This is a genomic window from Pseudomonas fluorescens, assembly GCF_001902145.1.
In the GTDB taxonomy this organism is placed as follows: Bacteria; Pseudomonadota; Gammaproteobacteria; order Pseudomonadales; family Pseudomonadaceae; genus Aquipseudomonas; species Aquipseudomonas fluorescens_BV.
In genome coordinates this window covers 241,687-256,013 of the sequence record NZ_MRST01000023.1, presented here as the reverse complement: position 1 = coordinate 256,013, position 14,327 = coordinate 241,687, and the positions used below count along the sequence as shown (strand labels likewise).

Annotated in this window: 17 protein-coding genes and 1 riboswitch; of the genes, 7 read left to right on the top strand and 10 right to left on the bottom strand. The window is 60.1% G+C overall.

The features are described 5' to 3' along the window. Positions 1-164 precede the first annotated feature (164 nt). Both BUE92_RS13005 and BUE92_RS13000 read right to left on the bottom strand, forming a co-directional pair. The gene (locus BUE92_RS13005; RefSeq protein ID WP_073524087.1) at positions 165-1,847 is read right to left on the bottom strand and encodes a fatty acid--CoA ligase; all 1,683 of its coding nucleotides are present in this window, start codon (positions 1,845-1,847) and stop codon (positions 165-167) included. 177 nt (positions 1,848-2,024) lie between these two features. Then, positions 2,025-2,657 carry a LysE family translocator gene (locus BUE92_RS13000; RefSeq protein ID WP_014716957.1) on the bottom strand — a complete coding sequence of 211 codons (633 nt, stop codon included), beginning with the start codon at positions 2,655-2,657 and terminating at the stop codon, positions 2,025-2,027. An 87-nt stretch (positions 2,658-2,744) separates the two neighbouring features. Here BUE92_RS13000 and BUE92_RS12995 point away from each other — a divergent pair, with 87 nt between their 5' ends. From BUE92_RS12995 to BUE92_RS12985, 3 genes are all read left to right on the top strand, one after another. Next, entirely contained in the window at positions 2,745-3,707 is a 963-nt protein-coding gene (locus tag BUE92_RS12995; RefSeq protein WP_371915186.1) for a 2-hydroxyacid dehydrogenase, read from the top strand. A gap of 30 nt (positions 3,708-3,737) precedes the next feature. Beyond that, a complete protein-coding gene (locus BUE92_RS12990; protein WP_073524085.1) occupies positions 3,738-4,736 on the top strand; it encodes a class I SAM-dependent methyltransferase in 999 nt (332 codons plus the stop codon). A 50-nt stretch (positions 4,737-4,786) separates the two neighbouring features. Further along, a riboswitch (yybP-ykoY riboswitch) is annotated at positions 4,787-4,908 on the top strand. Between the two features lie 87 nt (positions 4,909-4,995). After that, entirely contained in the window at positions 4,996-5,580 is a 585-nt protein-coding gene (locus BUE92_RS12985; protein WP_054897011.1) for a TMEM165/GDT1 family protein, read from the top strand. 122 nt (positions 5,581-5,702) lie between these two features. Here BUE92_RS12985 and BUE92_RS12980 read toward each other — a convergent pair whose 3' ends face one another. From BUE92_RS12980 to BUE92_RS12965, 4 genes are all read right to left on the bottom strand, one after another. Continuing rightward, the gene (locus BUE92_RS12980; RefSeq protein ID WP_014716953.1) at positions 5,703-6,521 is read right to left on the bottom strand and encodes a M48 family metallopeptidase; all 819 of its coding nucleotides are present in this window, start codon (positions 6,519-6,521) and stop codon (positions 5,703-5,705) included. Between the two features lie 120 nt (positions 6,522-6,641). Further along, positions 6,642-7,262, bottom strand: coding sequence for an SOS response-associated peptidase (locus BUE92_RS12975; protein WP_073524083.1), 621 nt, complete (start codon positions 7,260-7,262; stop codon positions 6,642-6,644). Positions 7,263-7,299: 37 nt separating this feature from the next. Next, complete coding sequence (locus tag BUE92_RS12970; RefSeq protein WP_073524082.1) at positions 7,300-7,560, bottom strand: putative signal transducing protein; 261 nt, start codon at positions 7,558-7,560, stop codon at positions 7,300-7,302. Between the two features lie 12 nt (positions 7,561-7,572). After that, positions 7,573-7,755 carry a CPXCG motif-containing cysteine-rich protein gene (locus BUE92_RS12965; RefSeq protein WP_073524079.1) on the bottom strand — a complete coding sequence of 61 codons (183 nt, stop codon included), beginning with the start codon at positions 7,753-7,755 and terminating at the stop codon, positions 7,573-7,575. Positions 7,756-7,887: 132 nt separating this feature from the next. Here BUE92_RS12965 and BUE92_RS12960 point away from each other — a divergent pair, with 132 nt between their 5' ends. Then, positions 7,888-9,051 (top strand): 1-acyl-sn-glycerol-3-phosphate acyltransferase, encoded by a 1,164-nt coding sequence (locus BUE92_RS12960; RefSeq protein ID WP_178380706.1) that lies wholly within the window; start codon positions 7,888-7,890, stop codon positions 9,049-9,051. Positions 9,052-9,216: 165 nt separating this feature from the next. Here BUE92_RS12960 and BUE92_RS12955 read toward each other — a convergent pair whose 3' ends face one another. Beyond that, positions 9,217-9,474, bottom strand: coding sequence for a hypothetical protein (locus BUE92_RS12955; protein WP_073524075.1), 258 nt, complete (start codon positions 9,472-9,474; stop codon positions 9,217-9,219). Positions 9,475-9,656: 182 nt separating this feature from the next. On the opposite strand from BUE92_RS12955, the gene BUE92_RS12950 reads away from it, so the two are divergent. Further along, entirely contained in the window at positions 9,657-9,866 is a 210-nt protein-coding gene (locus tag BUE92_RS12950) for a hypothetical protein (RefSeq protein ID WP_073524072.1), read from the top strand. 60 nt (positions 9,867-9,926) lie between these two features. On the opposite strand, the gene BUE92_RS12945 is transcribed toward BUE92_RS12950, so the two are convergent. Continuing rightward, positions 9,927-10,511 (bottom strand): YajG family lipoprotein, encoded by a 585-nt coding sequence (locus tag BUE92_RS12945; RefSeq protein ID WP_034126321.1) that lies wholly within the window; start codon positions 10,509-10,511, stop codon positions 9,927-9,929. Between the two features lie 183 nt (positions 10,512-10,694). On the opposite strand from BUE92_RS12945, the gene BUE92_RS12940 reads away from it, so the two are divergent. Then, positions 10,695-10,928 carry a hypothetical protein gene (locus BUE92_RS12940; protein ID WP_073524070.1) on the top strand — a complete coding sequence of 78 codons (234 nt, stop codon included), beginning with the start codon at positions 10,695-10,697 and terminating at the stop codon, positions 10,926-10,928. Positions 10,929-11,655: 727 nt separating this feature from the next. Continuing rightward, positions 11,656-13,194, top strand: coding sequence for a malate dehydrogenase (quinone) (gene mqo, locus BUE92_RS12935; protein ID WP_073524068.1), 1,539 nt, complete (start codon positions 11,656-11,658; stop codon positions 13,192-13,194). 102 nt (positions 13,195-13,296) lie between these two features. Here the strand turns inward: mqo and BUE92_RS12930 are convergent, their stop codons facing one another. Beyond that, entirely contained in the window at positions 13,297-13,584 is a 288-nt protein-coding gene (locus BUE92_RS12930) for a PA4642 family protein (RefSeq protein ID WP_073524066.1), read from the bottom strand. A gap of 118 nt (positions 13,585-13,702) precedes the next feature. Continuing rightward, entirely contained in the window at positions 13,703-14,260 is a 558-nt protein-coding gene (locus BUE92_RS12925) for a hypoxanthine-guanine phosphoribosyltransferase (protein ID WP_003188610.1), read from the bottom strand. Positions 14,261-14,327 lie beyond the last annotated feature (67 nt).

Below are 14,327 nucleotides of genomic sequence, written 5' to 3'. Positions count from 1 at the left end.
GCTTGATCCCTCTAAAGTGTGATTTGCATCACCAACCTGTCTGCCACAACCCTTTCGCCACGCCGACGAAGGTCGACGCGGGAAGGATGGCTGAAATTCGGCAAATCACAAGTAAAGGCTTGATATAGAGCATTGCCGCGCCCGAACGGGCGCGGCGAGAGGGTTTAGAGCGTGGACAGGAACGTGCTGTTGTTGGCCTGCCATTCGATGATGTCGACACGGATACGTTTCTTGTCGAGCTTGCCGACACTGGTCTTGGGAATTTCAGTAACAACGGCGATCTGGCTCGGGATCGCCCACTTGCTCAAATGGCCCAACTCGACAAAAGGCTTGAGGTGTTCCTTGAGCTCTCGCGCATCGATCACATGCCCTTCACGCACCACCAACAACGCGAAGGGGCGCTCGCCCCATTGCGGATCGGCAATGCCTACCACCGCAACTTCCCGTACGGCGGGGTGACGGCTGACCAGGTCTTCGAGGGCAAGGGAGGAGATCCATTCGCCGCCGGTCTTGATCACATCCTTGATGCGGTCACGGATATCAATCACGCCGAAGGCATCCAGCGTAGCCACATCACCGGTGTGCAGCCAGCCACCGGCCCATAGCTCGGTGCCCTTGTGCGGCTCTTTGTAGTAGCCCTCGGTCAGCCACGGCGCGCGCAGCACCAGTTCGCCCTGGGTTTCGCCATCGGCGGGCAAGAAACGACCGTCGGTGTCCATGATTGCCGCCTCGACCAACGGGCCCGGCACACCAGCCTTGATGCGGTAGGTGGTGCGCTCATCTTCGCTGCCGGCCATCAACTCATCATTGAGGTGAGCGCAGGATACCAGCGGCCCGGTCTCGGACATGCCATACGCGGCGGTCAGTTGAATGCCACGGGCCTTGGCGGCTTCGTACAGCGAACGGTTGAGGGCGCTGCCGCCGATGACGATTTTCCAACCGCCGAAATCCACGTCCTGCGCAGCCTTGGCGTTGAGCACCATCTGCAGGATGGTCGGCACGCAGTGGGAGAACGTCACCTTCTCCTTGCGCCACAGTTCCACCAGGTATTCCGGGTCGTAGCGGCCGGGGTACACCTGTTTGAGCCCGAGCATGGTCGCCACGTACGGCAAGCCCCAGGCGTGTACGTGGAACATCGGTGTGATCGGCATATATACATCATTGGTGCCCAGCAGCCGCACGCTGTCGACGCTGCCCATGATGGTCGCCACGCCAATGGTGTGCAGCACCAGTTGCCGGTGGGTGAAGTACACGCCCTTGGGGTTGCCGGTGGTGCCGGTGGTGTAGAAGGTGGTGGCGACCGAGTTTTCGTCGAAATCCTCGAAGTCATAGGTGGGGCTGGCGGCGGCCAGCAGGGTTTCGTACTCACCCACCAGGTTGGGTAGCTCGGCGGTGTGGGTGTCACTATCGGTAATCAACAAGGTCTTGTCGACGGTGGTGAGCTGCCCGGCAATCGCCTGGTAGAGCCCCACGAACTCACTGTTGACCAGCACAAAGCGGTCTTCGGCGTGGTTCATGGTGTACAGAATCTGTTCTGGCGACAGGCGCACGTTGATGGTGTGAATCACCGCGCCGATCATCGGGATGGCGAACATACACTCCAGGTAACGGTGGCTGTCCCAGTCCATCACCGCCACCGTGTCACCGGCCTTGACCCCGGCTTCGGTCAGCACATTGGCCAGGCGGGCGACGCGCTCGATCAGCGTCGGGTAGCTGTAGCGCAGCTTGTCGCGATAGATAATTTCCCGGGTTTTCTCGTAGCGAGTCCCTGACATCAGCAGACGCTTGATCAACAGTGGGTATTGGTACGCACCTTCGGCGGGCGGGATAACACGGGTCTGCAACATAAGAATCCCTTTAATGACTGCACGGTCTTGGCTTGAAGGCCTGCACTGTAGAGCGCTTATGTTTCAGCCAAATCAGCCAAAGGAATGATTTGCAGGGACCAGCAAATACTAGCGTTACGCCATCACCGAGAACCTAATGAGACCCACATCTGGATTGTGCTCACTTGAGAAAAATGATTATTTCATGCTGGTAAAGGCCAGCTTCACCCCGATGGCAATCAATACCGCGCCCATGGTCCGATCAAACCAATGACCCATCTTTGCAAACCCGGCGCGCACGCGCTGCTGGCTGAACAACATGGCCACCAGGCAAAACCACAACGCAGTCGCCACAGCCAGGTACACCCCATAACCGGCCTGCACTGCCAGCGGCGTGTGCGGGTTGATCACTACGGTGAACAGCGACAGGAAAAACAATGTGGCCTTGGGGTTCAAGCCATTGGTCACAAAGCCTGCGGTAAACGCGCCACGTGGAGTGCGCTCGCCCGCTTCACGGTGCAACTCGCCCTCGGCGGCAGGCTTGGCCGGCTGGGCGCGCAGGGCCTTGAAGCCGATGTACAGCAGGTACGCCGCTGCGGCCCACTTCAATGCATTGAACAGCACGATGGACTGGGACACGATCAAGCCGATACCCAGCAACGAGTAACCCACATGCAGGAAAATCGCCGAACCGACGCCCAGTGCCGTCCATGTGCCGGCGCGGCGGCCATGGGTCACACTCTCACGCACCACCACGGCAAAATCCGGGCCGGGGCTGGCCACCGCCAACAAGTGAATCAAGGCTACGGTCAAAAACTCGGCGACGTACATGCTCACTCCATTAAGTAACTGATTATTTCATCTGATAGGCTCGGCAGATTACGCCTTCGAACCTCGTCGCAAAAGGTACAGTTGATCATGAACAATCGCCGCGCCGTCTTCCTTGATCACCCTTCGCTGGACCTGGGAGACCTTGACCTCAGCGGTTTGCGTGACTGCTTCAGCCAGTTACAGTTGTTTGAACAGACCACGCCAGAAAATGTGCGGGAGCGCTTGCAGGGCGCCCAAGTCGCCATCAGCAATAAAATCCCGCTCACAGCCCAAACCCTGGCGGCCTGCCCCGAGCTCAAGCTGATCCTGGTGTCGGCCACCGGCACCAACAACGTCGACCTGCAAGCCGCCCGCGCCCACGGCATCGCCGTGAGCAATTGCCAGGGCTATGGCACGCCGTCGGTAGCCCAGCATACGATCATGCTGTTGCTCAACCTCGCCACGCGCTTGAAGGACTACCAACAGGATGTAGCCGCGGGCAAATGGCAGCAGGCCAAACAGTTTTGCCTGCTGGACCATCCAATCATCGAACTGGAAGGCAAAACCCTCGGCCTGCTCGGCCATGGTGAACTGGGCAGTGCCGTGGCACGCCTGGCCGAAGCGTTCGGCATGCGCGTGGTGCTCGGCGCGATACCTGGGCGCCCTGCCCGCGCCGACCGTGTGCCGCTGGACGAATTGCTGACCCAGGTCGATGCGCTGACCCTGCATTGCCCACTCAATGAACACACCCGCGACTTTATCGGCGCCCGTGAACTGGCGCTGCTCAAACCCGGCGCGTTTATCGTCAACACCGCACGCGGTGGTTTGATCAATGAACAGGCCTTGGCCGACGCGCTGCGCAGTGGTCATCTTGGCGGCGCGGCGACTGATGTGCTGAGCGTCGAGCCACCGGTCACTGGTAACCCGCTGCTGGCCGGCGATATCCCCAGGCTGATCGTCACACCCCACAACGCCTGGGGCAGTCGCGAAGCACGGCAGCGCATCGTCGGCCAGCTCACGGAAAACGCCCAGGGCTTTTTCAACGGCGCCCCGCTGCGCGTCGTCAGTTGATAAACTGCGCCCCTTTTCAAGGAGCAGACTATGGATCCGCGCAGTGAAGTACTGCTTCGCCAGGCCGAACTTTTTCAAGGCAACCTGCTGCTCGTAGGTTTGCCTGCCGACGATTTGCTTGGGCGCCTGCCCAATGGCCACGGCTGGTGCTGGCATGCCGGTGACCAGGCGGCGCTCGATGCGCGCTTCGCCGAACGCAGCCAGTTTGGCGTGACGGTGCCCGAGCGCGCCTTTGATGCGGCGGTGATTTTCCTGCCCAAGTCCAAAGACCTCACCGACTACCTGCTCAACGCCGTGGCCGCGCGCCTGCCGGGCGCCGAGCTGTTTCTGGTGGGCGAGAAAAAGGGTGGGATCGAAAGCGCCGCCAAACAGATGGTTCCGTTCGGCAAGCCGCGCAAGCTCGATAGCGCACGGCACTGCCAGTTATGGCAGGTCACCGTCGCCAACGCGCCGCAAGCCGTGGAGCTTGAGAGCCTGGCACAAGTCTTCGAAGTACCACTGGCCGAAGGCCCGCTGAAAGTGGTGAGCTTGCCAGGTGTGTTCAGCCATGGTCGCCTGGACCGCGGCACCGAGTTGTTGCTGGAGCACTTGGACAAGCTGCCCAGCGGGAACCTGCTCGATTTCGGTTGCGGCGCCGGGGTATTGGGGGCTGCGGTCAAACGCCGCTACCCGCACAACACGGTGACCATGTTGGACGTGGATGCCTTCGCCGCCGCCAGCAGTCGCCTGACGCTGGCAGCGAACGGCCTGGAAGCCGAGGTGCTGACCGGTGACGGAATCGATGCCGCGCCGATGGGGTTGAACGCGATTTTGAGCAACCCACCGTTCCATGTCGGCGTGCACACCGATTATTTCGCCACGGAAAACCTGCTGCGAAAAGCAGCGAAACATCTGGCAAAAGGTGGCGAACTTCGCCTGGTTGCCAATAGCTTCCTGAAGTACCAGCCACTGATCGAAGAGCATTTGGGCATCTGCGCAATCAAGGCCGAAGGCAATGGTTTTCGCATCTACCGGGCCAAGCGCCCCTGACGGACGTTTGAAAAAGAACGCTTGCCGAATGGATTTTGCCTAGGCAGAATCCGCAGCGTCCTAGGGGAGTAGTCTCCCACGAGCGCCATGCTCGTCCGGCATACGTCAACATACTTGGTCAGCAGACCATGGCGTATGCGACCCAGGAGTCCGCACAGACGGACCGGGGTTTGACAAGACCTATGACACGCACACCTTACCCGGGGCGGGAAGGCTGTACGTGTCATAGCCGTGTCGACCCGCCCCTGGAAACTACCTGATGCTGGATTCACTGCTCGTTCCTACCGCAATCGTTGCCTTGGCCGAAATCGGCGACAAGACGCAACTGCTCGCACTCATCCTTGCTGCTCGCTTTCGCAAGCCCTGGCCGATCATCGCCGGCATCGTCGCCGCGACCCTGGCCAACCATGCGGCGGCCGGTGCCGTGGGGGCCTGGTTCGGGAGTTTCTTCTCGGATGCGGTGCTGCACTGGATCCTCGCTGCGAGCTTCTGCGCCACGGCGCTGTGGACCCTGGTGCCGGACAAACTCGATGATGACGAAGCCAGTACCACCCGCAAGTTCGGGCCCTTCCTGACCACCTTGATTGCGTTCTTCCTCGCCGAAATCGGTGACAAGACCCAGATCGCCACGGTGATGCTGGCGGCGCAATACCCGGAACTGTGGCTGGTGATTATCGGTACCACCCTGGGCATGTTGATTGCCAACGTACCGGTGGTGCTGGCGGGGAATTTCGCCGCGGAGAAACTGCCGCTGACCTTGATTCGTCGCTTGGCGGCTACGGCGTTCTTCGTGCTGGCGATTATTGCGGTGTACAAGGCCATGCAAAGCAGCGGCTGGATCTAAGCCCAACACTGCCTGTAGGAGCGAGCTTGCTCGCGAAAAACGTCAACGATAACGCGTGCTGCCTGAATAAACGCGGCGCCGGTGAGTTTTTCGCGAGCAAGCTCGCTCCTACACGGCGTCAATCAGGACTTCTTGGCCTGCTGGTAGAGCGGCATCACCTTCGGAATCGCCGCCTGCAAGGACGCGATGCGGCTGTCGGAAGCCGGGTGCGTGCTCATGAATTCCGGTGGTGCACCTTCCGAAGCCTTGGCCATCTTGTTCCACAACGTGATCGCCGCGTTCGGGTTATAGCCAGCGCGGGCGGCCAGTTCCAGGCCGATCAGGTCGGCTTCGTTTTCATTGCTGCGGCTGTTGGGCAAGGTCATGCCGTAGTTGGCCACGGTATCGGCCAGTGCCAGGCTGTCCTGGCCGAGACCGAATATTGCCCCGGCGCCCTGCTTGGCCATCTGGATACCGTAAGCCTTGGACATGGCTTCGCGGCCGTGCTCACGCAGGGCGTGGGCGATTTCATGGCCCATCACGGCAGCCAGCTCGTCATCGGTGAGCTTGAGGTTGTCGATCAAGCCGCTGTACACCAGGATCTTGCCGCCAGGCCCGCAGTTGGCGTTCATCTCATCGCTTTTGATCAGGTTTACGTCCCAGTTCCACTGGGCGGCATCCGCGCGGAAGGTCGGAGCCTGGGCGATCAGGCGCTTGGCAATGGCCTGCACGCGCTTGGCATTGGCGCTGGTCTTGTCCAGCACCCCTTTGCTGCTGGCTTCACCCAGGGTCTGCTGATAAGACTGGGCATACATCTGGTCGACTTCCTGGCTCGACAGCATGCTGAACATGTACTGCTTGCGCTCTACCCCAACGGCGCCGCCGCTGGTGGTATTGACCGACTGACAACCCGCCAGCAGCATCGCTGCAACCAAACCACTTACCACCAATGACTTCTTCATGAACACGCTCCCTGAAAACATGGCGCGTATCGTAGGCGGTCATTTGTATCTGCGCCAGATACCCCAGACGTTTAACCGCTGAATTTCAGATACATCCGAACGCGACCCGACTGGCAAAACTCATGCCGGGGTCAGGCACTCCGGCCCATTGAGCTTCGGATCGTTGACCATATTGGCCAGCACCCGCTCGCGCAGCACGGCAGGCTCAGCCGCCAGCAGGCCCTGCAGCACCTGCAGCGGTGTCTCGGGATCGAGCCAGGCGGCCTGCCCTGGCGCGTCCAGGATCAATGGCCGTCGCTGACTTTGCGCCGCTTGGGTAACCACCGCCGTGCTCAGCCACACCTGCTCCTGCACCGGATACGCTTCCCACACCGCGGCAAAGAACAGTGTGGAGCCCTCCCCCGGCGTGAGCCAGTACGGGCGCTTGCGCTGGGTGCCGCGCCATTCATAAAAGCCATTGGCAGGCAGCAGGCAACGGCGCAAGCGGAAGGCTTCACGAAACATCGGTTGTTCGGCCAGGGTTTCGGCGCGGGCGTGGGCCGGGGTGCGCGACAGGTCTGTCAGCCAGGGCGGTGTAAGGCCCCAGCGGGCACGCGCCAGGGTGAGTCGGCCCTCGCTCAGGCGCTGGATCAGCACCGAATCATTGGGGGAGATGTTCCACTGGGCCTGCTGGTCGGCGGGGAAGCCGGGCAAGGCAGCAAAGGCAGGGTTCCAGCGAAACAGGGCATAACGTCCACACATGGGGCAACACGACTCTTGGGGTAAACCGACCGACAGCCTAACAGACCAATACGTCGGGGAAGCTGTCGGGTTCGTCGCCGGGCAAAGGTTGGGCGCCGATATAGGCGGTGATCAGCTCGCGGGCGCAGGCGGCCTGGTCGTTATCGACCTCCAGCCCCAGCAAGCCGAACATCGGCAACTCGCCCGTGCCGCCGAGCAAATGGCGCCCCACCAGGTGCGCGTCGATGCCTTCACTGGCAAGCATCTGCTGCAGCAACTCGCCCTCCATCAGGTTTTCCGGTTCGTAGATTCGCTGCATGGGGCGTACCTGTCATTCATTTTCGCTGCGGGTTTCAAGCATCCACTCGTCACCATGAACTTGCAGGTCGAACGTGATCGGCCGGCAACACACTTGGCAGTCTTCTATATAGGTCTGGTCCCCGCCAGACAAATCCACCGTCGTCTCGACCTCTTCGCCACAATAAGGACAATCGTACAGCGCAGTTTCGAGCATCGCAGTCTCCTAGGTGACTTGTGCGTATAATCGCCGGTCTATTTACAGGGCTATTTCCGGCAGAGCCAGTTTACTCACGCCGCCCCTGCTATTTCCTTTACTTACCCTAGCCGTTTCTAACAAGAGAGCATGATGGGCGAATTCGATACCATCCGACCTTACAACGACAGCGAAGTCCCGGCAGTGCTGGCACGTCTGTTCAGTGACAAGGCCTTTCTGGACATCCTGACCCACTTCCGCTTCCCGCGCTTTGCCGGCGCCCTGGGCTGGCTGCTCAAGCCAATGATTGCGCGAAAACTGCGCCGCGAGTTCGCTGGCGTCACCACCGTGGCCACGCTGCAGGACAAGGTCGAGTACTACGTTGACCACACCATTGACCGGGCGACCGACGGCGTGACCTATACCGGCGTCGAGCAACTGAAATCCGGCACCGCCTACCTGTTCCTGGCCAACCACCGCGACATCGTGATGGACCCGGCCTTCGTCAACTACGCCGTGTACCACGCCGGCCTGCCGACGCCGCGCATCGCCATCGGCGATAACCTGCTGCAAAAGCCGTTTGTCAGCGACCTGATGCGCCTGAACAAGAGCTTCATCGTGCACCGTTCGATTACCGGGCGAAAGGAGAAGATGGCGGCCTACAACCTGCTGTCGGCCTACATCAACCATTCGATCCGCAACGACTGCCAGTCGATCTGGATTGCCCAGGCTGAAGGCCGGGCCAAGGATGGCGATGACCGTACCGAATCGGCGATCCTCAAGATGTTCCACGTCAGCCGCAAGGACGAGCCGTTTGCCGAGGTCATCCAGTCGTTGAACCTGACGCCAGTGTCCATCAGCTACGAATACGACCCCTGCGATGCCGCCAAGGCACGCGAGTTGTATATCCGCGCCACCACCGGCACCTACACCAAGGCACCGGGCGAGGATGATGTGAGCATTGCCCTGGGCATTACCGGCTATAAAGGCCGGGTGCACGTGAACTTTGCGCCGCCGATCACCGAGCGTTTTGAAGACACCAAGCTGCTGGCGGCAGAAATGGACCGGCAGATCCTGGGGGGCTATCGCTTGTTTCCGGTGCACTACCTGGCCTACGCGCAGTGGAGTGATGCCGACCCGCAATTGCAGGTGCCCAAGGCGGGGGACATGTTCCCGGCCGATGAGCTGGCCAAGGCCAAGGCGGAATGGGAGCGGCGCTTGAACGGGTGCCCGGCGGAGCACCGGCCTTATCTGGTGGTGCAGTATGCGACGCCGGTACGCAACCAATACCGAGTCAAGGCCGGGATCCCCCTCTAATATGTGAGCCCACAGGGGATATGTGGCAGGCGCTGATTCTGCGGGCAGTACGTGGCCAGTGTGGGAGCTGGCTTGCCTGCGATAGCGGTGGTTCAGTTAAAGATCCAGTGGCTGATACACCGCCTTCGCGGGCAAGCCCGCTCCCACATTTGGTTTGCAGTGGAGTTAGAAGTGGGTGCTGAGCCAGGAGATGGCCATGGCCAGGCCAAGGCAGGCGAACCCGACGCGGTACGCCAGGCGATGCGCCCGTTCGGTGCGTGTATCCAGAAACAGCATCGGTTGGTCGATAGGGCGCTCTTCGCTGCGCAGCGCCAGATCGGCCATCGCACGTTGCGCATGCAGACGGGTGATGAACAGCACCCAGGCACCCGAGCAGGCAACCAACAGGGCAACAATATTGATGAGCAGTGCGGGCAGCGCCATCGCAAACCTCGGTGAACCAGTCTTCGGGTATCAGTCCAGATACACACCTGAACGATAGTCGCCTCCTGCGCCTTTAATGCTCCTTCCCCATTGACGGCTAATGTATCCAGTAATTTACGCCGTCACCTGAACGTCACCTTAACAAGCCACTCTGTTGCCCTTCGACGCTTGAGGAACTTGTCATGTTGCATGCGCAAAACCAGGATCGGCTGTATCTGATCGCCCAGAGTGATGAACAGGAGGCGCTGATTGGCAGCCTCGCGTTCAATGTTCAGGACTGCCATTGGCTAGTGTATTGCGCCCTCGGCGGACACCAGCATGCCGATCTGCCGGAGCTGGATCTGCTTACCGGTGTGAGCATGCTGGACTTTTATGTCGATACGGCCGCATGACAAAAACCACAGGCACAAAAAAACCGGGCTCAGCGATGAGCCCGGTTTTTTGTGAACGGTTTATTGCGCGCTGAGCAGTTGGCCGATGCTTGGGTCCTTGAACAGGCGGGTCAAGGCATCACTGAGCACGTCGCTAACCAGCTTGGTGTTGGTTTCCTGGTTGGGCGACATGCCGAACCGCTGGTTGAGCGAGGCAGCGTAGCGGCCACTGTAGCGGCGGGTACCGGCACTGACGTCAGACTTGAAGGTAGCGCCGATGGAAGCCTCGGTCACATACAGGCCGTCTTTGGGCGACTGGTATTTCAGCTCGGCCAGGGTCACGGTCAGTTGCGGCACGCCTGGCGAGTTGGTCGGGGTAAAGCCCAGCAAACGCACAGCGGCTTCCGCCTGGGCCTGCAACTTGGGCAGCACATCCTGGCCGTTCACCGAAATCAGCGCAGTCTCCGGGTACAGGCCGCCACGCGAGCCCAGGGTTGGCGACGGGCGACCGTCCACCACGCGTACCGACACCGGCTGGCCGTGGCCTACCGCAGCCAACTGCGCGGTGACTTTAGGTTGCGGGCTGAGTTGTTGCGGGCTGTTGGCGCAGCCGACAAGGGTCAAACTGGTCACAGTGATCAAACCGAACAACAGGCGTTGCAACATACGCATTTCTCCAGGACTAGGTGCAGACAGGACGCCAGTATAACGGTGCACGCGCACCACTCACCAGCGATCCTGAACGGCGGCTGAAGCCCCTGTGCAAATTACAAATTCGCATAAATTCGTCACTCCAGTGTCATGCCACACTGGCAACCTTCAAGCATGTAACACACTAGGTACACAGCCATGCGCCTTCTCAAGACCCTGTTCATGTCCCACGCCCGTCATCGCCACTTTGCCCTGCTCGATGCCCACGGTCATTGCCTGGCCTTCAAGCAGTGCAGCCTGCCGCCCGTCGGTGAAGGCTGGGTAGAAGTGACCGAGACTCACCTGGGCTGGATGCACCGCCCACTGCCGGCCAGCGCCCGGGTCAGCCCACAGGTTTTTCGCCCACGGCACCAGCAAGCGTTGGCCTCCTGACCGGGGACCTAATAAAAGTCATAAAACACGCCCATTTCCCTGGCGTTCTTCGCTACAATCTCCCCCCGATTATAAGGACGTCTCCTGATCGGGCCCCGCAGCATCGTTAATGCCCAGGCATTAGCCCCCAAATCGCCCACAGAGAGCCGCCCACACAGATCGAGTGAAGCTGGCGTGCTTGCTGTTTCCTTTGCAAACCACCCCGTCTTTTATCGAATCTGCCAGAGCTGCCATTGCGCTCGGCCACTTGAGCTGTTTGCCCGTTTTGCCGCATGTCGGCAGAGGTTTACGGGCCAGGTGCCAGGCTGGGGCAGCCCTTTTTTGAGGTTCACGTCTTCAAAAGAGCGTGAAAAAACGGGTTTTCACAACTTCACAAGAGTGTGGCGAGCAAATGAATAGTTTGGCGTTTGTACAAGCACCATCAGCGTCTGGAACAGCCCAATTACACAGGACCGAGCACGCCTCAAAAACCGGAGCTTGAGCCTGTCCGCTACGGATTGGTTGCACGAATCGCACGCTTTGACCATAAGTCGAATTGCCACAGGCGCCCATGAATGCGTTCATAGGCAGATTAGCCCGGCAGGAAGCGTGTGCTGAAGTTGCAAAGAATTGCGAATCGGACATGGCGATCCTGGCCATGGGTAACCTGGGGCAACACGTGAACCGCCCCGTCACTCCTGGCAGCCATGCCGACAATTTGGTGCTGCAGATTTTGGAGACGCGTTAAATGGCGCATAACGAAGCAGTCGACGTAGTACTGGTAGGGGCCGGCATCATGAGTGCCACCCTGGCCGTACTGCTCAAAGAGCTCGACCCCGGCCTCACGCTGGAAGTCGTTGAGCTGATGGATTCGGGTGCCGCGGAGAGTTCCAACCCGTGGAACAACGCCGGTACCGGCCACGCGGGGCTGTGTGAGCTGAACTACACGCCGCAGGCCGCCGATGGTTCCATCGACATCAAGAAAGCCGTGCACATCAACACCCAGTTCGAGGTGTCGAAGCAGTTCTGGGCTTACCTGACCAAGAAGGGCACCTTTGGCTCGTCCAGGTCATTCATCAGCCCGGTGCCGCACCTGAGCTTCGTGCAGGGCGACAAAGGCGTCTCCTTCCTCAAGAAGCGCTTTGAGACTCTCAGCCAGCACCACGCGTTTTCGGACATGCACTACACCGAAGACCGCAGCGAAATGGCCGAGTGGATGCCGCTGATGATGCCGGGCCGCCCGCTCGACGAAAAAATCGCCGCCACCCGTGTGATGAACGGCACAGACGTCAACTTTGGCGCCCTGACCAATCAGCTGCTCAGCCACCTGACCAGCTCGCCGGACGCCCAGGTCAAGTACTGCAAGCGCGTGACCGGCCTCAAGCGTAACGGCGCGGGTTGGACCGTGAGCATCAAGGACGTCAACAGCGGTAACAGCCGTGACGTGGATGCCAAGTTCGTATTCCTCGGCGCTGGCGGTGCGGCACTGCCGTTGCTGCAGGCCTCGGGCATCGAAGAGAGCAAAGGCTTCGGCGGCTTCCCGGTGAGCGGCCAGTGGCTGCGTTGTGACAACCCGGAAGTGGTCAAGCAGCACCAGGCCAAGGTCTACAGCCAGGCTGCCGTGGGCTCGCCGCCGATGTCCGTGCCGCACCTGGACACCCGCGTGGTGGATGGCAAGAAATCCCTGCTGTTCGGGCCATACGCCGGCTTCACCACCAAGTTCCTCAAACACGGCTCGTTCCTTGACCTGCCGATGTCGATTCGCGCCGGCAACATCGGCCCGATGCTGGCCGTGGCCCGCGACAACATGGACCTGACCAAGTACCTGGTCAGCGAAGTGCGCCAGTCCATGGAACAGCGCCTGGAATCCCTGCGTCGCTTCTACCCCGAGGCGAAAGCCGAAGACTGGCGCCTGGAAGTGGCCGGCCAGCGCGTGCAAATCATCAAGAAAGACCCGAAGAAAGGCGGCGTGCTGCAGTTCGGCACCGAACTGGTCGCGGCCAAGGACGGTTCGCTTGCGGCACTGTTGGGCGCGTCTCCTGGTGCTTCGGTCACCGTCTCGATCATGCTGGAGCTGATCGAGCGCTGCTTCCCGCAGAAAGCCGCCGGTGAATGGGCCACCAAGCTGCATGAGATCTTCCCGGCGCGCGAGAAAGTGCTGGAGACGGACGCCGAGCTGTATCGCAAGATCAACACGCAGAACAACATCAGCCTGGAGCTGGTGGATCCTGTAGGAGCGAGCTCGCTCGCGAAAAACGATAACGATAACGCAGCGCATCTGGTTTGACGCGGCGCTCTCGGGCTCTTCGCGAGCAAGCTCGCTCCTACCGTTAAAAGCAAAACGCCCCGGACCCTCATGAGGCCGGGGCGTTTTTCTTAGCTCGGATAATCAGCCGCGGGCATTGTCGATCAGCTCGATGTATTCGGCGGCGTTGCGCTGGTCCTTGATCAGGTCAACGAAGGTCTGGCCGTGCTCATCCTTGCCATCCAGATCCAGGCCTGCTGCCTTGAAGAACCCCAGGAAACGCTCGAAGTCGTCGATACGCAGGCCACGGTAAGCCTTGATCAGTTTATGCAGGGACGGTGACGTCGCATCAACCGGCTCGAAACCCAGGAACAACTTGATCTGGTCGTCACCGATTTCGTCGCCAATCACCTGTTTCTTATCTTTACGCATTACCGACTCCAGCCTGCAGACATTTACACGGGGTTTGAAGTCTACCTGCGCGACGCCGGCTTCGAAAGCGGTGAGAAATCAAGCCCCCTCGGCCAGCTCGGCAAACAGCGTCTAACGATTACATCCCTTTAACGGCGTAGATGCCATTGGCGTTACGCCAGTAGCCCTTGTAGTCCATGCCATACCCGAAGATATAACGGTCAACGCACGGCAACCCGACAAAATCGGCCTTCAGCTCAGGACGAGCCTTGCGGTCGTGGTCTTTGTCGATCAGCACGGCGGTGTGCACTTTGCGTGCGCCGGCATGTTTGCAGAAGTCGATGATCGCACCCAGGGTGTGACCTTCATCGAGAATGTCATCGATGATCAGCACATCGCGGTCGATGAACGACACTTCCGGTTTGGCCTTCCAGAACAAGTCGCCGCCGCTGGTTTCATTGCGATAGCGGGTGGCGTGCAGATAAGAAGCTTCCAACGGGAACTGCAGGTGAGTCAGCAATTTGCCGGCGAAGATCAGGCCACCGTTCATCACGCAAAAGACCACCGGGTTGGTATCGGCCATTTCGCGGGTGATGTGCGCGCCGACCTTGGCGATCGCTGCTTCGACTTGCGCTTCGGTGTACAGGCAGTCAGCCTCGTGCATGATTTGACGGATATGCTCGAGATCAGCAGACATGGCGCTCTCCAGGGGGTGCTGTGGCAAGAAAAGCGGGCGAAGGTACGCTTCTCGTGCGCTCCAATCA